The organism is Campylobacter concisus (genome assembly GCF_002165785.1).
GTDB lineage: Bacteria > Campylobacterota > Campylobacteria > Campylobacterales > Campylobacteraceae > Campylobacter_A > Campylobacter_A concisus_W.
The window spans coordinates 32,829-52,581 of sequence record NZ_NDYO01000012.1 but is presented as its reverse complement, the minus strand read 5'-3'; the positions used below and the strand labels follow the sequence as shown (position 1 = coordinate 52,581).

At 37.8% G+C, this 19,753-nt stretch carries 16 protein-coding genes and 1 pseudogene; 13 read left to right on the top strand and 4 right to left on the bottom strand.

Features of this window, described 5'->3' with window-relative positions; translation table 11 throughout:
- Positions 1-266 precede the first annotated feature (266 nt).
- A complete protein-coding gene (locus B9N62_RS08865) occupies positions 267-2,363 on the top strand; it encodes a TonB-dependent receptor (protein WP_087585185.1) in 2,097 nt (698 codons plus the stop codon).
- A gap of 92 nt (positions 2,364-2,455) precedes the next feature.
- On the opposite strand, the gene B9N62_RS08860 is transcribed toward B9N62_RS08865, so the two are convergent.
- Complete coding sequence (locus tag B9N62_RS08860) at positions 2,456-3,286, bottom strand: peptidylprolyl isomerase (RefSeq protein ID WP_087585184.1); 831 nt, start codon at positions 3,284-3,286, stop codon at positions 2,456-2,458.
- 70 nt (positions 3,287-3,356) lie between these two features.
- On the opposite strand from B9N62_RS08860, the gene gltX reads away from it, so the two are divergent.
- The 6 genes from gltX (at position 3,357) to B9N62_RS08830 (ending at position 8,158) form a co-directional block, all read left to right on the top strand.
- Positions 3,357-4,736 carry a glutamate--tRNA ligase gene (gene gltX, locus B9N62_RS08855; RefSeq protein WP_087585268.1) on the top strand — a complete coding sequence of 460 codons (1,380 nt, stop codon included), beginning with the start codon at positions 3,357-3,359 and terminating at the stop codon, positions 4,734-4,736.
- Positions 4,733-5,986 carry a malic enzyme-like NAD(P)-binding protein gene (locus B9N62_RS08850; protein WP_087585183.1) on the top strand — a complete coding sequence of 418 codons (1,254 nt, stop codon included), beginning with the start codon at positions 4,733-4,735 and terminating at the stop codon, positions 5,984-5,986. Before gltX ends, B9N62_RS08850 begins: the two co-directional genes overlap by 4 nt.
- A gap of 83 nt (positions 5,987-6,069) precedes the next feature.
- Positions 6,070-6,696, top strand: coding sequence for a uracil phosphoribosyltransferase (upp, locus tag B9N62_RS08845; RefSeq protein ID WP_004317747.1), 627 nt, complete (start codon positions 6,070-6,072; stop codon positions 6,694-6,696).
- A 9-nt stretch (positions 6,697-6,705) separates the two neighbouring features.
- On the top strand, positions 6,706-7,212 hold the full coding sequence (locus B9N62_RS08840) for a ribonuclease domain-containing protein (RefSeq protein WP_087585182.1): 507 nt from the start codon (positions 6,706-6,708) through the stop codon (positions 7,210-7,212).
- Complete coding sequence (locus tag B9N62_RS08835) at positions 7,209-7,481, top strand: barstar family protein (protein WP_087585181.1); 273 nt, start codon at positions 7,209-7,211, stop codon at positions 7,479-7,481. The genes B9N62_RS08840 and B9N62_RS08835 overlap by 4 nt, the downstream gene beginning before the upstream one ends.
- Positions 7,478-8,158, top strand: a complete 681-nt coding sequence (locus B9N62_RS08830; RefSeq protein WP_087585180.1) for an MqnA/MqnD/SBP family protein — start codon at positions 7,478-7,480, stop codon at positions 8,156-8,158. The genes B9N62_RS08835 and B9N62_RS08830 overlap by 4 nt, the downstream gene beginning before the upstream one ends.
- A gap of 41 nt (positions 8,159-8,199) precedes the next feature.
- Here the strand turns inward: B9N62_RS08830 and B9N62_RS08825 are convergent, their stop codons facing one another.
- From B9N62_RS08825 to B9N62_RS08815, 3 genes are all read right to left on the bottom strand, one after another.
- Positions 8,200-8,832: a DUF6803 family protein gene (locus B9N62_RS08825; RefSeq protein WP_087585179.1), complete on the bottom strand. Its 633-nt coding sequence runs from the start codon at positions 8,830-8,832 to the stop codon at positions 8,200-8,202.
- 125 nt (positions 8,833-8,957) lie between these two features.
- Positions 8,958-9,671 (bottom strand): TorD/DmsD family molecular chaperone, encoded by a 714-nt coding sequence (locus B9N62_RS08820; protein WP_087585178.1) that lies wholly within the window; start codon positions 9,669-9,671, stop codon positions 8,958-8,960.
- The gene (locus tag B9N62_RS08815; RefSeq protein WP_087585177.1) at positions 9,664-11,337 is read right to left on the bottom strand and encodes a 4Fe-4S binding protein; all 1,674 of its coding nucleotides are present in this window, start codon (positions 11,335-11,337) and stop codon (positions 9,664-9,666) included. The genes B9N62_RS08820 and B9N62_RS08815 overlap by 8 nt, the downstream gene beginning before the upstream one ends.
- Before the next feature lie 154 nt (positions 11,338-11,491).
- Here B9N62_RS08815 and selA point away from each other — a divergent pair, with 154 nt between their 5' ends.
- The 6 genes and pseudogenes from selA (at position 11,492) to fdh3B (ending at position 19,478) form a co-directional block, all read left to right on the top strand.
- Positions 11,492-12,817, top strand: coding sequence for an L-seryl-tRNA(Sec) selenium transferase (gene selA, locus B9N62_RS08810; RefSeq protein ID WP_087585176.1), 1,326 nt, complete (start codon positions 11,492-11,494; stop codon positions 12,815-12,817).
- The gene (gene selB, locus B9N62_RS08805; protein WP_087585175.1) at positions 12,814-14,634 is read left to right on the top strand and encodes a selenocysteine-specific translation elongation factor; all 1,821 of its coding nucleotides are present in this window, start codon (positions 12,814-12,816) and stop codon (positions 14,632-14,634) included. Before selA ends, selB begins: the two co-directional genes overlap by 4 nt.
- Positions 14,635-14,687: 53 nt before the next feature.
- Positions 14,688-15,428: a thioredoxin domain-containing protein gene (locus B9N62_RS08800; protein WP_087585174.1), complete on the top strand. Its 741-nt coding sequence runs from the start codon at positions 14,688-14,690 to the stop codon at positions 15,426-15,428.
- 285 nt (positions 15,429-15,713) lie between these two features.
- Positions 15,714-15,920: a twin-arginine translocation signal domain-containing protein gene (locus B9N62_RS08795; RefSeq protein ID WP_087579573.1), complete on the top strand. Its 207-nt coding sequence runs from the start codon at positions 15,714-15,716 to the stop codon at positions 15,918-15,920.
- A gap of 11 nt (positions 15,921-15,931) precedes the next feature.
- Positions 15,932-18,838: pseudogene (locus tag B9N62_RS08785) on the top strand (formate dehydrogenase subunit alpha); the annotation flags it as partial.
- Positions 18,839-18,917: 79 nt separating this feature from the next.
- The gene (gene fdh3B / locus B9N62_RS08780; protein ID WP_087585171.1) at positions 18,918-19,478 is read left to right on the top strand and encodes a formate dehydrogenase FDH3 subunit beta; all 561 of its coding nucleotides are present in this window, start codon (positions 18,918-18,920) and stop codon (positions 19,476-19,478) included.
- The last annotated feature ends 275 nt before the right edge of the window (positions 19,479-19,753 follow it).

The window sequence follows — 19,753 nt, the reverse complement described above, 5'->3', positions numbered from 1 at the left end:
GATCTTTAAAATTTTAGCATCCTATAAATGCTCTGGATAATTTGTATCTAGTATTTACTATTATTTTAGTAAATACTATGATTTAGTGAAATTTTAAAACCCACATAAACATTTAATAAAAGAATTACAAAAATTTAGTTTTTATTTTAAGTTGAACTAAATTTTTAATAATAAATGGACAAAATCTAATAAGTATCAATATAACATCAATATTTTAAGATATTTTGATATAGAATATCGATTTTAATTTTATCTAAAGGAATTCTATGAAGTTTAGTATACTTGCTTCATCACTAATCTTTAGCTCGCTGTGGGCTTTAGATACAAATAACAGTGATTATTCAGTTGTTTTACCAACTATCGAGGTGGAAGGTATCTCGGAGCAAAATACCCTAAAAGGTTATATCGCGTATGATAGCGCGGATATCAATAGAAATGGACTCAGTAACAAAGAGACGCCACAAACTATCGAAAATATAGATATACAAAAGAACAGAAACTACGGTACAAATGATCTCTCAAGTATCCTAGAAGGAAATGCTGGTATTGATGCAGGCTATGATATGAGAGGTGAGAGCATCAAGATAAGAGGCTTTAGTGTTGATGGCGGTGATATATATAGAGATGGTGTTAGAGACTCTGGTCAGATAAGACGTAGTACAGCAAATGTTGAGAGAGTTGAAATTTTAAAAGGGCCAGCTTCGATCTTATATGGAAGAAGTGATGGCGGGGCAGTTGTAAATTTAGTTAGTAAAAAGGCAAATTTTATGCCTGTTTATAAGCTTTCAGGAAGAGTTGGTAGCTGGAGTAGATATGGCGGTGGTGTTGATATAAATCACGTAGTAAATAATCAATTAGCTGCAAGATTAACGACAGATATGGAACGTGGAAAATCATGGAGAGATGGTATAAAATATAAAAATTTTATGATAAGTCCAAGTATTATTGTGACAAATGATGGTGGAACGGTGAGCTTTGAGGCGCAATACACATATGATAATGCTTGGCGTGTACCTGATAGAATGCCAACAAAAAGTGTCTATGACAAGCTTGGTATCGACTATGCAAAGGGATTTTCTCATGATGGAGACTTTGTTGAAGATAAGCTTCATTTCTTTCGTACCGAGCTAAATGCAGAGTTAGTAAAGGACATGAATTTAAAATGGGTTTTTGGTTATAGAAAAGCTAGTCAAAATTTTGACCATTATTTTAGTGGTACCATCATGCCTGGAAATAGACTAAAGCAAAACTATGCTAAACAACAAACTGATAATGACACACTCTCAAATGCTATAACACTTACAAAAGAGCTTGAATTTACAAGATTTAAGCATAATCTTACTTTTGGATATGACAACAGCGTAGAAACTCGCCATCCAAGGCTTTGGTATGATAAAGCCAAAAGTGTAACCATAAATCCATACGCGTCAAGATCAAGTTGGGGTAGTGTGGGTTACATGCCGCTTACGACCGACAACAAACACAAAGCTATAAATAATGGAGTATTTTTAGAAGATCTAATAAGCCTAGATGATAAATATAGGCTACTTCTTGGTGGCAGGTTTGACTTTTATAAGTTTACAACAAGAGATATAAAAGGTAAGACAAATAACTATAAGGGGGATTCTTTTAGTCCAAGAATTGGCTTGTTGTGGGACTTTTTGCCAGAACATACCGCATACGCCTCATACTCAAAGAGCTTTGCACCTTATGGTGGTCGTGGAAATATAGGTATAAGTACAGACAATACGTCAATGCTTGATCTAAAACCACAGAATAACGAGCAATATGAAATCGGCTTAAAAAGCACATGGGCTGATAATAGATTTAGCTCAAACCTAGCGATATTTCAGATCGAGCATAACAATATAAGATATAGACCAGATCCTATAAATGATCCATATACTTGGGCACAGCGTGGCAAAGAGCGAAGTCGTGGTATAGAGCTAAATATCTTGGGTAAAATTTATGAAAATTTATATCTAAGAAGTTCTCTTGGATATATGAGAGCCATTATCGCAAGTGATAAATCAAATCCATTAAACGAAAGACTTAGTCTAAATAATACAACCAACTGGCAGGGCAATGTTTTTTTAAGATATGCTAAAAATGACAAATGGTATGTCGAAAGTGGCGTAACTGGGTACTCTAAAAGATATAGTTATCAAGTAAATAAAACAAGCGTAACCGATCAACACTTGCCCGGCTTTGCAAGGCTTGATGCAAGTGCTGGATATAACTTTAATGAACACGCTCAAATAACACTGGCAATAAATAATATCTTAAATAAAAAATACTGGCGTTCTGATTCAAGACCTGGCGATGAGAGATCGTTTATGCTAAATATGCACTACACTTTTTAACTAAAATTTACACTGCCTTCTCTTTGGCGGTGTAATCTTTTGTCATGTGAAATTTGGAGAAATTTAGCCACCAAGGATGGCTAAATTTGAAGTTATCTTAAAATTTGAATCTTTGCTTTTGCGCGGAGTTTATCAAAATAATCAGCCATAAGTTTTTCTTGCTCACCTTGATAAAGCTCGTTTATAACATTATCCTTAACATCTGCAAAGCTTGGAGTGTATGAGCCAATTTTCTCTTTTACATAAAACATATCAAAACTATCAGCGCCTTGTAGTATTTGGGTAAATTCGCCATTATTTGTACCGGCTATGATGGCAGCTAGTCTTGGATCTATGCTTTGATAGTCTAAACTTAGCTCTTGCGTTTGCACACTATTAAGTAGTGATGGGCTTGTTTTTTGAGCTTCTAGTTCTTCAGGATTTTTTGCCCTATAAAGGACCACTTTAGCGGCGCTAAAGACCTTAAATTTATCAGGATTAGCGTCAAAATACATCTTTGCTTTTTGCTCATTTACATTTTTGCCAGCTTCAGCCAAGATGCTTTTATAAAGCTTTTCTTGAAGCATCTTTTTTTCTATGTTGTTTTTAAACTCCAAAAAGTCCATGCCTTGAGCTTGGATAGAGCTTCTAAACTGCGAATTTGTCATGCCATTTTGCTTTGCGATCGATTCGATTCTATCGTTTAGCTCAAATGGTGTTACGCTAATGTTTAAATTTTTTATCTGAGCATCTTCGAGTCTATCTCTTATGAGTAAATTTAAAGCATCTTGTTCGCTAGCTCTTAGCTGTTCTTTCAAGCTATAAACTTCATAAAGCGTGATTGGTTCGTTCTCTACAATAGCTGCGATACCGTTTATCATCTGAGCCGAATATAAATTTAAAGCACTTAGCATGCCAGCAGCCAAAAAGAGCAATTTTTTCATAATAAAACCTTTATTTAAGTATTTAGTAAATATAATTTTGGGCAATTATAACATAAAAATAAGGCACAAAATGATAGTTACTAGATTTGCTCCGTCGCCTACTGGATACCTACATATAGGCGGACTTAGGACAGCCCTTTATAATTATTTATATGCAAGAGCTAATAATGGAAAATTTTTACTTCGCATCGAAGATACTGACTTAAAACGAAACTCTGAAGAAGCCACGCAAGCCATAAAAGAGGCATTTGCTTGGTGCAAGCTAGATCACGACGGCGAAGTGACCTATCAGTCAAAGAGGTTTGATCTTTACAAAGAGTATGTTAAAAAGCTTCTTGATGAGGGCAAAGCCTATAAATGCTACATGAGCAAGGACGAGCTTGAAGAGCTTAGAGCTAGCCAAGAGGCAAGAAAAGAGCGTCCAAAATATGATAATAGATATAGAGATTTTACAGGCAATACTCCAGCTGGCATCGAGCCAGTCATCCGTATAAAAGCCCCACTTAGCGGCGAGATTGTCATACATGATGGCATAAAAGGCGAGGTTAAATTTAAGGTTGAAGACATATTGGACGACTTCATCATCGCAAGAAGCGACGGCACACCGACCTATAACTTCACAGTTGTGATAGATGACGCATTAATGGGCGTAACAGACGTCATCCGCGGCGATGATCACCTCTCAAATACCCCAAAACAGATCGTTCTTTACGAGGCACTTGGCTTTAAGGTGCCAAAATTTTATCACGTCGCTATGATAAACGGCGAGGATGGCAAAAAGCTTAGCAAAAGGCATGGTGCGACTGATGTTATGGAGTATAAAAAGATGGGCTACTTGCCTGAAGCGCTCTTAAATTTTCTCGTTCGTCTTGGCTGGAGCCACGGCGATGATGAGATTTTTACTATTGAGGATATGCTTAAATACTTTAATCCAAACGACATCAACAAAAGCTCAAGCACTTACAACGCTCAAAAGCTTGACTGGCTAAATTCTCACTACATTAAGACTTTACCTTATGAGAGGCTAGCGCATGATATGCTTGAGTTTGGTGTGGATTTTAAGGCTTTGGTAAAGGGTGAGCTACTTCTAAATTCGCTCCGTGAGAGATCAAAAACATTAATCGAAATGGCAAATAGCGCAAATGCGATCATCAACGCTCCAAAAAGCTACGATGAGAAAGCTTGGGCTAAATTTATAAATGAAAATAGTAAAGAAATTTTGGCTAAATTTGCTCAAATTTTAGATCGTGACCTTGACGCAAAGGGCTACGAGGAGCTAACAAATAAATTTTTAGAGCAAAATGGCTTAAAGCTAAAAGACCTAGCTCAGGCTCTAAGAATAGCGCTAACTGGTTCAAGCGTGAGCCCAAGCATCTTTGAAGTGCTTGAAGTAGTGGGCAGTAGCGAGACAAAAAATAGAATACAAAATTTATTAAAGGAAGAAAAATGACACATGTAACTAAAGAAGAAGCACTAAACTACCACATAGGTGGTAAGATCGAGATAAAGGTAAAGACGCCTTGCGAGACGTCAAGAGACCTTTCAATGGCCTATACACCGGGTGTTGCAGAGCCTTGCAAAGAGATAGAAGCTGACAATGAACTAGCTTATAAATATACAAATAAAGCAAATCTGGTAGCCGTCATCACTGATGGCACAGCTGTTCTTGGACTTGGCGATATTGGCGCCATCGCTGGTAAGCCAGTTATGGAAGGAAAGTCAGTCTTATTTAAAAAATTTGCAAACGTTGATGCCTTTGACATCGAGCTAGACGAGCATGATCCAGATAAGATCGTTGAGATTTGCAAGGCTCTTGCTCCGACATTTGGCGGTATAAATTTAGAAGATATCCGTGCTCCAAAGTGCTTTGAGATTGAGCGCAAGCTTCAAGAAGCAGTTGATATCCCTGTAATGCACGACGATCAGCACGGTACGGCGATGATAACAAGTGCTGGCATGATAAACGCGATGGAAATTTCTGGCAAAGATATATCTAAGATAAAAATCGTAGTTAGCGGCGCAGGTGCGGCTGGCATTGCATGCGCGAAGATGTATAAAGCGCTTGGCGCAAAACACATCGTGATGATAGATAGTAAAGGCGTAATTCACTCAAAAAGAACAGATCTTACACCTGAAAAGGTAGAGTTTGCACTTGAAACTGAGGATAGAACACTAGCAGACGCGATGAGGGGTGCTGATATGTTTTTAGGTCTTTCTAAGCCTGGTGTGCTTACAAAAGAGATGGTTGCGTCAATGAATAAAGAGCCTATCATCTTTGCTTTGGCAAACCCAGTGCCTGAAATTTATCCAGAGGACGTTGAGGCTGTAAGAAGTGACGTAATGATGGGTACAGGCAGAAGCGACTATCCTAACCAAGTAAATAACGTTTTAGGTTTCCCTTTTATCTTTAGAGGTGCGCTTGACGTTAGAGCTAAAAAGATCACTGAAAATATGAAAATGGCTGCAGCTAAAGCGCTCGCAGAGCTTGCAAAAGAGCCAGTGCCAGCTGAAGTTTTAAAAGCAAGTGGCGTTAGTGAGCTAAAATTTGGCAAAGAGTATATTATCCCAAAACCATTTGACAAACGTGTGCTAACAGCGGTTGCTCCAGCAGTTGCAAAAGCTGCGGTTGAAGATGGCGTAGCTAGAGTAAAAGATTTTGATGTTGAGGCTTATAGAGCCAAACTTGCAAAAGGATTTTAAAATTTAGCCCAAATTTTGGGCTAAACTCTTTTGGCATTTTGTAAAGATAAACCCTGTAAAAACAGTAAATTTAAGGATAAAAAATGCAAAACGTGAAGCTCATCTCGCACCCACTGATTGAGCATAAATTAACCATTCTACGTGATAAAAATACCCAGCCTTTTCAGTTTCGTATGCTAGTTGATGAGATTAGTTATCTTATGATTTTTGAGGCGACTAGAAATTTAAAGGTAAAAGATGTCAAAGTTCAAACCCCAGTTGCGGTGGCAGATGCAAAGAGACTTACTACAAAAGTGATGATATGCCCTATTTTAAGGGCTGCGCTTGGTATGCTTGATAGCGTTTTTACCATCATCCCAGATGCAAGTGTGGGCTTTTTGGGCTTTCAGCGAAACGAAGAGACAGCACAAGCTGAGTTTTTCTACGCGAAGCTTCCAAAAGACGCAAAAGAACGCATGGCGATCATCATCGACCCTATGTTTGCAACTGGTGGCACGGCGATAGATGCGGTCAAATTCTTGCGTGAAAAGGGCGTTAAAGAGATCAAATTTATCTCTATCATCGCTGCACCTGAGGGGCTAAAAAGATTTAGCGAAATTTACCCAGACGTTGAGGTCTATACAGCTTCGATCGATGAGAAATTAAACGAGAAAAACTACATCGTTCCTGGTCTTGGTGACGCTGGCGATAGAGTTTTTAACACACTTTAAGGGCTAAATTTGAATAAAAGACTTTTGCCAGCCCTAGTTGCCTTTGTCATTGCTATCATCGTTGGCACCTTCTCTTTTTCAAAAGAGGGCGGCGAGGCGAACAAAAACGCTCAAATTTTGCTTGAGCAGCTAAACAAAGAGGGGCAAAAAAGCCAAAGTCTTGCAGAAAATGGCTCATATACCTCAAAAGATGAGGTCGCTCTTTATATCTATAAATTTAACAAGCTGCCAAATAATTTCATAACCAAAAAAGAGGCACTTGAACTTGGCTGGGACGCAAAAAGCGGAAATTTATGGCAGATAAGCGGCGGCAAAAGTATCGGCGGAGATAGATTTTCAAACAGAGAAAAGAAGCTACCTGAAGCTGATGGCAGAAAGTGGTTTGAGTGCGATGTAAATTATAATGGTGGCAGGCGCGGCGCTGAGAGAATTTTATACTCAAACGACGGACTTATCTACTACACGCCCGATCACTACGAGCATTTTTACCTGCTTTATGAGAAGAGGATGCAATGAAAATCGTGATCTTAGATGCTAAAAAGATGCTCGAAAAAGAGAATATGCATGAGTATTTTGTAAAGAAATTTGACCTGCCAGAGTACTACGGTAAAAATTTAGACGCGCTCTTTGACTCTCTTTGCGAGATAAATGAGCCAACGCTTATAAAGCTAAAAAATGAAAATGCTTTAGATAGTGCCACAAAAGAGAGCCTAGCTCAGCTATTTCGCGACGTTTGCAACGAAAATGAGCTAGTTAAATTTGATCTTGTAAAAGATGAAAAATGATATTTGGAAAGATTGATTATCTAAATTTACTCCCATTTCACGTTTTTTTAAAATCAGCCCCACTAAGCTCTCAGATAAAAAAGGCGATCGAGTTTAAAAAGGGCGTGCCAAGTAAGCTAAATAGGGCGCTAAATGCTAGAAAGATCGATGCTGCGGTGATCTCAAGCATAGCTAGCAAAAAGGCAAATTTAAAGAAACTAAATTTTGGAATAGTCGCCAAAAAAGAAGTAAAAAGTGTGCTTGTGCGCAAAAACTCAGCCCCAAAACCAGATCCTGCCTCAGCTAGCTCAAACGCCCTAGCCAAAGTGCTTAAGCTAAATGGTGAGGTGATCATAGGTGATAGGGCGCTAAAGGCATACTTAAGCGAGGGCAAAGAGTGCTTTTATGACCTTGGTAAAATTTGGCACGAAAAGACAAATTTGCCATTTGTTTTTGGTAGATTTTCATATGTAAAAAATGGCTCGTTTTACAAAAGACTGGTCGCAAAATTTTTACAAAAAAATGTAAAGATCCCAAACTATATATTAGCCAAGTACGCTAAAAGTCGCGACATAAGCGAGCAAGATATCAAGTGGTATTTAAAATTTATAAGCTACAAAATAGGCCCAAAAGAGCAAAAATCACTCCGCAAATTTTTTAAAGAAAACAGACTATTAAAGGCAGCAAAAAAGAATTAAATTTTTATAGCTTCTTAGCAGCTGCCAAGAAGCTATAAAATTTAGTGGTGCATATGCATATTACTTGAGTTGTCATCACTCATATTTTGCATCATCATATTCATATGCATCTCACCCATATTTTGCATCATCTTGTGGTGATCGTGCATTGGCATATCTGCTGGCATGTTCATCGGCATATTCATATGCATATCCATCGCACCATCATTAGCCTTGTAGCCAGTTATGGTAGGATCAACCATGCCAAATATCATCGCGACGTGTGCGACGATCAAGGCAAATATGAGTAGGCAAAAGTGAAGCTTTAGCTTTGCCTTTTCGCTTGCGTTTTTGTAGATCAAATTTAGCTCTAAAAGCGCGATGCCAAGAAGTGGTATGACGCTGATGAGATATGAGTAGACAGCGATGACATCGGCATATCCACGCCATTTTATACTTGGATAAATTTTTGCCATAAAATAGATCACAAGAGCTGTAAAATAGACCCCAAGCACTATGCCAGCAAATTTGCCAACAGCCTTAAAGCCAGCATTTTTGCCGCTATCCATGTGATACATAGTGAGAAACTCCATCGCCACTAAAAGCTCCGTAAGCCCCACAGGTATCACCATGAAGAGGATTAGATTGTAAGGTTGATTGAGCGATAAAAGCTCCATGTAGTGTGTCATTACCATTGTAAGTCCTTTGTAAAAAATTTAAAGAAGTTTAATACCAAATCGCTAATAATTATAAAATATCAAGATAACAAATTTAAGGGGATGTTAAATTTACTCCCAGCTAGGCTAAGAGTAAAATTAAGCTAGTCTTTAAACTCGTGTGAGATGACCGGAGAAAATTCTTCCCAATGAAGTTTGGTTTTAAATGTTGGCATCTTACTTTGAAATGGTTCTTTCTTAAGAGCTGCCATAGCGACACTATCACCTTTTGGTTTAGCTGGTGCTTCTACGTTTAGTATGGAGCGCTCAAGCTCGATGAAGTCTTTTAAAATGACTGTGTATGATTTAAAGAAATTTGCCTCTTTGTGAGCTGAAAGTAGCTGAGAAAACTCATCTACAAATAAATTTAAAGTCTCGCCAAAGAGCTTATTGCTAATATTTTTTGCATCATCAAACTCATCTTTTAAAAATGTAGCCATCGCTAAAAATATAAATCCAACGTAGTCCTCGCTATCTTTGCAAAGCTCGCTATCACGTCTATATGGGCTTAGTTTTAAACATTCAATAACCCTAAGCCTAGCTGCTCCGTTATCTCTGCCCTCTTCATAAAATGAAGCGCTTAAGGGGATATTTGTAAAGCCAAAAAGAACGTCATTTTGTTCTTTTGAAAATTCTTTAAAGCTAAATTTACCTAAATTTTTAAACGCAGCATCACTATCCTCGTTTAAAGGATTTGCGCTTAAGTATCTTAACTGCTCTTTCCACCTTGAAAATTTCTCATCATTTGTGTAAAAAAACATAGGATATGCTAGAAATTCGTAAAAATATGATCTTGCTTTTATGATGTTTTTATCCATTTAATAAATCCTCTTTCATTGCGTTTATTTGGGCTTGAACCATTAGTTTGGCCTTGCAGTCAGCACAGCAGTAAAGCGCTTTTATCTTGACCCTATCGTTGCCAAATCTTGGTTGCATTATAGTTGCGATCTTTTCGACAGCTTTTTTAGTCGCAAACTCTTTTCCACACTCAACACAGGCAAAAAGCTCATCTCGTGCCAGCTCATTATATGTAAAAAACTCAGGCTTAAGAGAAATTTTTCCAACTTCAAGGCTTATGGTATCTTTTTCAGCACAGCTTAGTTCGCAGTATCCGCAAGCTGTACAGACGCTTGGATTAAATAAAATCGAATTTGTCTTTTTATCAGCTACTAGCGCACTTACGTTACAAGCACCAACGCAACTTAGACAAAGTGTACAGCTATCAGTGTTTATCTTGACATCGCCATACCTTATCATCTCGCCGCTTTTTACTACGCCAAGATCTTCGCTACCTACTAAAAACTCGAGCCTTTTTGCAAAAATTTCTCTTTTTGGCAAGGCATATTCGTTTATCGTGTGTTGTGAGTCAGCTATAAATTTTGACTTTTTGAGCGCATCTTCAAGCTCATTTTTATCTTTAGCGTGATAGATCGCCGTCTCTTTAAATTTAAGCTCATAAATTTGATTTAAGATGCTAATGGCGTCTTTTTCGCCTTTGCCAAGAGTTTTGCTAAATAAAATCACACTCGCACCACTTTCTTGAAGCAATGTAAGAAGATGCGCTTGATTTAACATATGTGGTGCTGATATGAAAAAAGGCAAGACATTTTCAGGTAGGCTTATATTTAGCTCGTCTAAATTTGTTTCATTAGAGATTATTAGTGGAATTTTGCCTTTATAAAGTTTGGCAATAGTAGCAAAGGAATTTTGTGGCATAAGTGTAGAGTCAAGAGATCCGCTAGGGCAGACACTAATGCAGTTGCCACAATTTACACAATCAATTTGTGAGAAAACAAGATGCTTTGTCTCGTCTTCTTTTAAAATGGCCACAGTTGGACAAACATCGACACAGCGTCCGCAAATTTCATTTCTTCGCTCATGATATTGGCAGATCGAAGAGTCATATTGAGTTAGGCTTTTGTACTTAAATTTTGGAGTTTTTTCATTTAACATTTTAAGCACAGCTTCATCTTCTAGCCCAGCTATCTCGTAACAGCCGCTTTGCTTTAGCATATAATCCCTTGCGTTTTCAACCAAGAAAAAGTCGCAATCGACCTCAAATTCGTCGTTTGCTCTAAGTATCAAAACACTAAGTTCGCCAGCTGCGCCATAAATAAATTTCACTTCAAAATGCGTTAATTCAATGACTTTATAGCCATTTTCTTTTAATAAATTTGCTAGCTCCTCACGGCCTGAGTTGCTTACTATTACGACGTTTTTTCCGACTTCTTTTTCGTAATCAACATCCTTTGCCATGTCAAATGCAGTTGCTCTTGCTTCATAAAGCAAAAGTGTATTTTTAGCTTTTTCTAAGACGCTTGCGGTTGTACTTTTTAGATAAAAATTTATCTCAGGTGCGGTAATGTTTGCTTTAAGCTTTGGCGAGTTAGAAACTAAATATTCTTCCTTTTCGTTATTTATTTCTATTTGTTCATTTAGCATTAAAGTATCGTCAAAATCGTTATAAAAGCCAAATTCTTTCATAATTTCTCCTATTATCAAAAACAGGCTTATTTTAATATTAATGGGATTAATGGACTCTGAATTTTATATGTTCCTTTTTGCTCTAAGGTTTAATTTATAATATTTTTTATGTTAAAATCACGGCTTGGTAAAACTAACTTACTAGGAGCACGAATTGAGCGATTTAAGAGATATTCCACAAGTTGATAAGATTATAAAAAACGAAGCATTTTCAGGATTTGATATAAATTTAGTCACATTGCTTGCAAGGCAAGTTTTAAATGAAGTTAGAGCTAAAATTTTAAATGAAAATGCAAATTTTGCATTGCAAGAAATAATAGATTTAATCCTAAACGAATATCATAAATTTAATGAATCAAGCCTTCAAAGAGTGCTAAATTTAACTGGTGTAACCATTCACACAAACCTTGCTAGAAGCGTCATCGATAAAGAAATTCTAAGCCGTGCAACTCCGGTAATCACAGGATATTCTAACCTTGAATACAACCTAAAAACAGGCAGTCGCGGCAACAGATACGACTATATCGGTGAGATGATCGCAAGAGCATTTGGTTTTGAGGATGCTATCGTTGTAAATAACAACGCAAGCGCTGTATTTTTGGTGCTAAACACCTTTGCAAAGGGTAGGGAGGTCGTCGTTAGCAGAGGCGAACTAGTCGAGATCGGCGGTAGTTTTAGAGTGCCAGAAGTTATGGCAAATGCGGGCTGCTTTTTGAAAGAGGTCGGCACAACAAATAAAACTAGACTAAAAGACTACGAGTCGGCGATTTGTGAAGATACTGCAATGCTTGTAAAAGTGCATCGCTCAAATTTTGACATCGTTGGCTTTAGTGAAGAAGCCACGGCAAATGAACTAAGCAAGCTAGCACGTGAGCAAAATTTGATAGACTATTTTGATCTTGGAAGTGGATTTTACGGAAATTTGCCGTTTAATCTTGACAAAAATGAGCCAGATTTAAAGCACTTAAGAGACGTTTCCCTGGTTAGCTTTAGCGGCGACAAGCTCCTTGGCACGGTGCAGTGTGGCATCATTGTTGGCAAAAAAGAGCTCATTGCAAAACTTAGAAAAAACCAGCTTTTAAGAATGCTTCGTGTTGATAAGGTGATCATCTCGCTTTTGGTTGAGAGCATGAAAGCTTATCTAAACAAAGAATTTGAGCTAATCACAACACAAAAACTGCTTCACAAAAGCGTAAAAGAGCTTGAAAGCTTAGCAAATTTTATAAATAAAAATTTAAAAGTGCCACTAGAAATCATTCGCACGCAAACCTTTGTAGGAGGCGGTGCGATGCCAAATAAAAAAATTCCAAGTATGGCTTTGGCGGTTAGTGGAGATGCAGTTTTAAATGAGCAAAAATTTAGGCAAAAAAAGGTGATCGGCCGCATAGAAAATGATAAATTTATGCTCGATCTAAGATCGCTTTTGGATGATGATGTAGAAACGCTAATAAAAATAATAAATGAAACGGAAGAAAAATGAGTCTAATAATAGGAACAGCAGGGCATATTGACCACGGAAAAACCGCACTTATAAGGGAGCTAAACGGCTTTGAGGGGGATAACCTTGAAGAGGAGAAAAAGCGTGGTATAACGATCGATCTAAGCTTTTCAAATTTAAGTAAAAATGATGAGAACATCGCATTTATCGATGTGCCTGGGCATGAGAATCTCATAAAAACGATGATAAGTGGCGCGTATGGCTTTGACGCGTGCTTATTTGTAGTGGCAGCAAATGACGGCCTTATGCCTCAAAGCTTGGAGCACCTTGAAATTTTAAATCTCCTTGGTGTGAAGTCTTTGATCGTGGCGCTTACAAAGTGTGACCTCGTAGATGAAGCGACTATAAATTTAAGAAAAAAAGAGATAAGAGATGAAATTTCTAAATTTAAAAACCTGCAAATTTTAGAAATTTTTGCCGTTAGTATAAAGGATAGGGCAAGCATCGATGAGCTTAGAAACTATCTCTTTACACTAAGAGCTAAAAAGCGCGATGAGGAGGGCGTTTTTAGATACTACATCGATAGGGTTTTTAGCCTAAAAGGTATCGGAAATGTCGTGACTGGCACCGTTATAGAGGGAAGCGTTAGTAAAAACGAGAAGCTTTTTAACTATGACGCTGGTAAAGAGGTGCTAGTAAGAAGTGTGCAAAGCCATGATAAATTTGTAGATAATGCAGGGGTTAGCAGCCGCGTGGCGCTTAATCTAACTGGTATCGAGCTTAATGAGCTAAAAAAAGGGCAGTTACTTAGTAAAAAGGGCTATTTTAGGGGATTTAGAGAGGTTGATGCGGTCGTAACTGCTAAAAATCTCATTCACTCGCAAAGCGTAACCTTTTGCGTAGGAGCTAAAAATGTGCCTGCAAAGGTGCTAATCCTTAGCCAAAAAGATGATAGTTACTTTGTTACCTTTAAATTTCAAAGCGATATGTTTTTGAAATTTGACGAGGCATTTGTGCTTATCTCAGATGCACGCGTGATAGGCGGTGGCAGAGTGCTAAATCCTGTGCTTGAGCCACTAAAAAAAGCTGGCAAAATTCTCTTTTTGGCTGCACTTTTAAAGTATGATTTCGTTGGGGCATTTTCTATCTTAAAAGAGGCTCACAAAAATGGCTTTGGCATCATCTCTTCTTATCAAAGATTTGGTTTGAGTCACGAAGAGGCCGTAGATGTGGCTAAAAAAGTCTCAAACGTCTTTGTCGATGAAAAAGCTTTAAATATCTACGATCTAAGCGCGATTGAGCGGATAAAATCTGTGGTTAAATTTATGATAGAGAAAAATGAATTTGCCGTTTTCTCAGCTCAAAGTATAAGCCTAAAGCTTGCTTGGGCTAGTCAAAATTTGGCTCAAAAAGCACTTGATGAGCTTGAAAGTATAAACTTAATCTCTAAAAATGATGGCGTCTATACAAAAAAAGGCGTTGATATAAGCAAACTAAAAGTAAGGCTTGAAGAGAAAATTTATGAAATTTTAGAAAGCGGAAAGCTAGCTCCAACAGCACCTTATAATATATATGATGAGCTGGAAATAGATAGGTTAAGTGGTGATAATGCCCTTAAAAAGCTAACTGCAATGGGCAGAGTTGTAAGGCTGGAGCATAATCTTTTTATTACTAGAAATTCGCTAAAAATGGCACTTGATAAACTAAGAGAGATCATCAAAAATCAAGGCTTTGTAAATGTCACAAACGCCAAGGATGCACTAAATTTAAGTAGAAAATATGTAATCGCTTATCTTGATCAGCTCGATCTTGAGAGTGACATAATAAAGCAAGGAAATGATAGAGTTTTTCGTGGTTAGTATTCATTTACAAAAAGCAAATATAATCCGCCAAATTTTTTAAAAGGAAAAAAATGAAAAAAGTGGTTTTGGCCTCAATATTAGTGGCAACTAGCCTAATGGCAGCTAGCAATAAGCAAATAGAAGATTTTTACTCAGAAGTTTTTAAAAATCAAAATATCGATGGTGTTAATGTAAAAGTCGTAGAACGCACTAAAATTTTAGATGATATAGAAAAAGTAAGCTTAAAATTTAGCAAAGGAGATATGTCTCAAGAAGATGTGACTTTTGTTAAGGGCGATCTTATGTTTCCTGATGTTGTAAATTTAAAGGAGCAAAAGTCTTATTTGGCTGAAGAAAAAAAGGTAATCGCAGAAAAAGCAGCACTTGATTTAGTAAAATCACTAGCTAAAATTTATAAAAATGAAGACAAGGCAAATGTTATAACTCTTGGCAATGATAGCAAAAAGCCAACTCTTATCATGTTTTCAGATCCTGAATGCCCATACTGTAGAGCCGAGCTAGCAAAGATTGAAACGACATTAAAAGACAATAACGTTGAAATCATCCTAACTCCAGTGCATGAACTATCGTCTTTGCAAAAAAGTGCTTTGATCTATAAAGATATAAAAAATGCAAAAAGTGATAGCGATAAGGTTAAAATTTTAAGAAAGTATTTTTCTGAAGATTATAACGTGGATGAAAAAAATGTTAGCAAAGAAGAGAGCGACAAGATCGATACTTTACGTAAAAAATATTTCTCAGCTGGCGTTAGATCAGTGCCATTTATCATAAACAAAAGTGATCTAAAATAATCTTTTCTAGGGAGCTCTCCCTAGAATTTCTTCTTTTAATAAAAATTCTTAAATTTTAAAATACATTTAACTATATTTTTAATAAATACTTAACAAATATAATTAATATTATATATTTACTTTTATTATTTTATAAATATGCTAAATTTACACAGTTTAATTCTAGGCTCTAAAAGCCCTGAAATAGACTGTTTGCAATATTTTAGTATCTCTAAATATGCAAATTTTACATATTACGGAACCAAATTTCTCAAATTTTTAAGATTTGAGGTGCAAGGAGAAAAAATGCAAGGATCAAGAAGAGATTTTTTAAAGAAATCTCTAAAAGTTGGTACTGCTGGCGGAATACTCGCAGTTTCTGCAATAGCAAAAACAACTAGTGATGACTTAGCTCCTGATGGCAATGGCGTCGTCGTAGGTAAGTCTAACAAAAAAGAGGTGCTTTATAAAAAAAGCAAAAATTGGGAAACCTACTATAAAATCGCTTATTAAGGGAGAAAACCATGAGTGATGCACGTATAGGGAGACGTTCATTTTTAAAGCTAGCAGCACTTGGTGCTGGCACCACAATGGCTTTTGGAAAAAATGATACGATAAGAGAGGCGAGTGCGGAAGAGATAAAAGATCCTTTTCCTGGCTCAAAAAAGGTTAGGACTATTTGTTCTATTTGTTCAGCAGGCTGTGGTATCGAGGCTGAGGTAAAAGATGGTGTTTGGATCCGCCAAGATATGGCGATGTACCACCCAATATCTCAGGGCTCACACTGTTCAAAGGGTATCGATCAGATCGATCTTACACATAGTAAACAACGCATTAAATATCCTATGAAAAAAGTTGATGGTAAATGGCAAAGAATTTCATGGGATCAAGCCGTAAATGAGATTGGTGATAAGATGCTTCAGATCCGCAAAGAAGATGGCCCTGATAGCGTTATATTCCTTGGATCTGCTAAATTTAACAACGAACAGGCATATTACTTTAGAAAATTTGCTGCGTTTTGGGGCACAAACAGCAACGACCACGTAGCAAGAATTTGACATAGCGCAACAGTCGCCGGTGTGGCGAATACTTGGGGTTATGGCGCGATGACAAACCACTTTGGAGATATGGCTGCAAATTCAAAATGTATATTTATAATAGGTGCAAACCCAGCTGTGGCAAACCCAGTTGGCGGTATGAAGCACACTTTGCAAGCAAAAGATAGAAACAACGCAAAGGTGATCGTAGCTGATCCAAATTTTACAAAATCAGCCGCTCATGCCGATCTATACCTAAGACAAAGATCAGGCACTGATATAGCGCTTGTTTATGGACTTATCCACATCATCTTAAAAAATGGCTGGGAAGATAAAGAATTTATAAAAAATAGAACTTACGGCATAGACGAGATAGCAAAAGAGGCTGAGCACTGGACACCAGAGGTTACATCTGACGTTACAGGTGTGCCAGTTGATAAGCTGATAGAGGCTGCAAATATCCTAGCTCATACAAAGCCAGGCACTGTGGTTTGGGCACTTGGTATCACTCAGCACTCAGTTGGTAGCTCAAATACGAGAATTTTACCTATTTTGCAACTAATCCTAGGCAACATGGGCAAACCAGGCGGCGGCTGTAACATCATCCGTGGTCACGACAACGTTCAAGGCTCAACCGACATGTGTAACCTCTCAGATAGCTTGCCGATGTATTACGGACTAACTGATGCGGCTTGGAAGTACTACTGCCAAGGCTGGGGTGTTGATTATGACGAGTTTGTAAAACGCTTTGCAGTCTCAACTAAAGAGCCAAAACAAGGCGGTACACCAGTTAAAAACACTGTTTTTGAAGAGTATTATTACCACGATCCTAAAAACCCAGAGGATAGAAACTGGAGAAATGAAAAAGGCTGGTCGCTTTCAAAATGGTGGCAAGGCGTCTTAAAAGAGGAAAATACCTTTAGCAGTGGTGCGTTAAGAGTTCTTTGGGTTCAAGGAACTGGCCTTACATCTATGGCGCACCTAGCTAAAATTCAAGAAGCGGCTTCAAAACTAGATATGATCGTAGTTGCTGAGCCATTTGTAAATGAAATTTCTATCCTTTCAGATAGAAAAGATGGCGTTTATATCTTGCCAGTGGCAACTGCCTTTGAAAATGAAGGTCACCTAAACGCTACAAACCGCTCAGGTCAGTGGAGAACAAAAGTCGTTGATCCACTTTATGAGAGCAAGGGCGATCACGAAGTAATGTTTGCATTTGCTAAGAAATTTGGCTTTTACGATGAATATGTAAAAGGCATGAAGATGGCTGTTGTAGATAGAGAGCTAAAACAAGTTAAAGATGACTTTGTATGGCCAGATGATGCGACAAATGAGATAGCAAGGGTTGGAAATTCTATAGGTCTTGGCGGCAGAACTGCTGAGATGTTTAGACGTCACCAAGCAAACTGGGATAAATTTGACCCAGATACGCTAATAGGTCTTGGTGGCGAGGTAAAAGGCGAGTACTACGGCAAGCCATGGCCAGCATGGGATGAAAAACACCCTGGCACACCGATACTTTACGATATGAGCAAGCCTTACGTAGAGGGTGGCTCTGGCTTTAGAAACCGCTTTGGACTAGAGCATAACGGCGTTAGCCAGCTAGCTAGCGAAGAGAGCACACTTGTTGGCTCAGCTATAAAAGGTGGCTACCCACAAATAACTAGAGATAATATAGAAAAAGTCCTAGGCATCACTCTAACTGAAGAAGAAAAAGCTAAGATAGGACCTAGCTGGAGCATGGACTACAGCGGTATCATCTTAGAAAAATGCCGTGAAAAAGGTGTAGTGCCGTATGGTAACGCAAGGGCTAGAGCTATCGTTTGGGAATTTCTTGATCCTATCCCAAAACATAGAGAGCCTATCCACTCACCACGCTGGGATCTTGTCCAAAAGTATCCGACATTTGATGATCAAGCTAGAAATTTCCGTGTTTCTACTAAATTTAAGTCAGAGCAACAAGCAAAAGATTGGTCAAAAGAATTCCCTATCGTATTTAGCACGCAACGCGTCGTAAATTTAAGTGGTGCGGGAATGATAGAAAGAACAAGTAAATACCTCTCAGCTATCACACCTGAGATGTTTGCTAACGTTCACCCTGAGCTTGCTCTAAAATACGGCATAAAAGATCGTGATATGATGTGGATCCATAGCCCGCAAGGCACGAAGATCAAAGTAAGATGCTATCACAGCTATATGGTAACTCCAGATAGAATTTGTATGCCTTATAACTTCGCTGGCGTTATGCAAGGTGTCGATCTCTCAGCTCGCTACCCAGAGGGCACTAAGCCTTATGTTATCGGCGAGAGCTTTAACACAGTTACAAACTACGGATTTGACCCTGTTACTCAAATTTCAGAATTTAACGCAGGTCTTTGCCGTATAGAAAAAGCTGAAGAGAATACCTTTAAAACGTCGTTTTTTCACGAGTATGGCGAGAGAGACGCCCTAGGTAAAGAGTAAGGAGAGAAAAATGGCAAGAATGAAATTTTTTGTAGATACTAATAGATGTATCAGCTGCTTTGGATGTCAAGTCGCCTGCTCTTCTGCTCACGAGCTTCCAGTTGGAATTTATAGAAGAAAGGTTATCACGCTTCACGATGGTATCGAAGGTAAAGAGGTTTCAACTACCATTGCATGCCAACACTGTACTGATGCACCTTGCGAGCAAGTTTGTCCAGTAGATTGTTTTTACATTAGAGCTGATGGCATCGTGCTTCACGATAAAAATATATGCATAGGCTGTGGTTACTGCTTATATGCTTGTCCATTTGGTGCTCCACAGTTCCCTAAAGACGGGGCATTTGGCGTAAAAGGCGTAATGGATAAATGCACTATGTGTGCAGGCGGCCCAGAGCCAACTAACTCACATGAGGAGAGAGAGCTTTACGGTCAAAACAGAATGGCTGAGGGCAAAGTGCCTATGTGTGCGGCTATCTGTTCTACAAACGCGCTTTTAGTTGGCGACGCTGCTGAGGTTTCAAATGTATATCGCAAACGCGTTATGCTAAGAAATACAGGACTAAACGTATAACACTAAGGAGGGCGCTTGCTCTCCTTTTAAATTTATAAAATTTAAATTATTTTTATGATTTTTATAATCTAAAATTTCATCAATAATTTTCTTTACCTATTAAAATTATCAAAAATATATAACTTTTTTATCTCAATATGAAATTTTACTCTAACCCTCTAAAGTCCTAAATTTACGTAAAGTTGATTATTAGATTGTAAAAAATATTATTTATACTTTCAATTTACATTCTTTTATGATAATCGTTTTTATTTTAATCAAAGTAAAGCATTGGT

Coding starts and splice junctions, on each gene's coding strand:
- B9N62_RS08815 (WP_087585177.1), bottom strand. CDS start 11,337: ATGAAAGAATTTGGCTTTTATAACGATTTTGACGATACTTTAATGCTA.
- upp (WP_004317747.1), top strand. CDS start 6,070: ATGCAAAACGTGAAGCTCATCTCGCACCCACTGATTGAGCATAAATTA.
- fdh3B (WP_087585171.1), top strand. CDS start 18,918: ATGGCAAGAATGAAATTTTTTGTAGATACTAATAGATGTATCAGCTGC.
- B9N62_RS08825 (WP_087585179.1), bottom strand. CDS start 8,832: ATGGTAATGACACACTACATGGAGCTTTTATCGCTCAATCAACCTTAC.
- B9N62_RS08850 (WP_087585183.1), top strand. CDS start 4,733: ATGACACATGTAACTAAAGAAGAAGCACTAAACTACCACATAGGTGGT.
- B9N62_RS08830 (WP_087585180.1), top strand. CDS start 7,478: ATGATATTTGGAAAGATTGATTATCTAAATTTACTCCCATTTCACGTT.
- B9N62_RS08820 (WP_087585178.1), bottom strand. CDS start 9,671: ATGGATAAAAACATCATAAAAGCAAGATCATATTTTTACGAATTTCTA.
- B9N62_RS08800 (WP_087585174.1), top strand. CDS start 14,688: ATGAAAAAAGTGGTTTTGGCCTCAATATTAGTGGCAACTAGCCTAATG.
- B9N62_RS08795 (WP_087579573.1), top strand. CDS start 15,714: ATGCAAGGATCAAGAAGAGATTTTTTAAAGAAATCTCTAAAAGTTGGT.
- gltX (WP_087585268.1), top strand. CDS start 3,357: ATGATAGTTACTAGATTTGCTCCGTCGCCTACTGGATACCTACATATA.
- B9N62_RS08865 (WP_087585185.1), top strand. CDS start 267: ATGAAGTTTAGTATACTTGCTTCATCACTAATCTTTAGCTCGCTGTGG.
- B9N62_RS08835 (WP_087585181.1), top strand. CDS start 7,209: ATGAAAATCGTGATCTTAGATGCTAAAAAGATGCTCGAAAAAGAGAAT.
- B9N62_RS08860 (WP_087585184.1), bottom strand. CDS start 3,286: ATGAAAAAATTGCTCTTTTTGGCTGCTGGCATGCTAAGTGCTTTAAAT.
- selB (WP_087585175.1), top strand. CDS start 12,814: ATGAGTCTAATAATAGGAACAGCAGGGCATATTGACCACGGAAAAACC.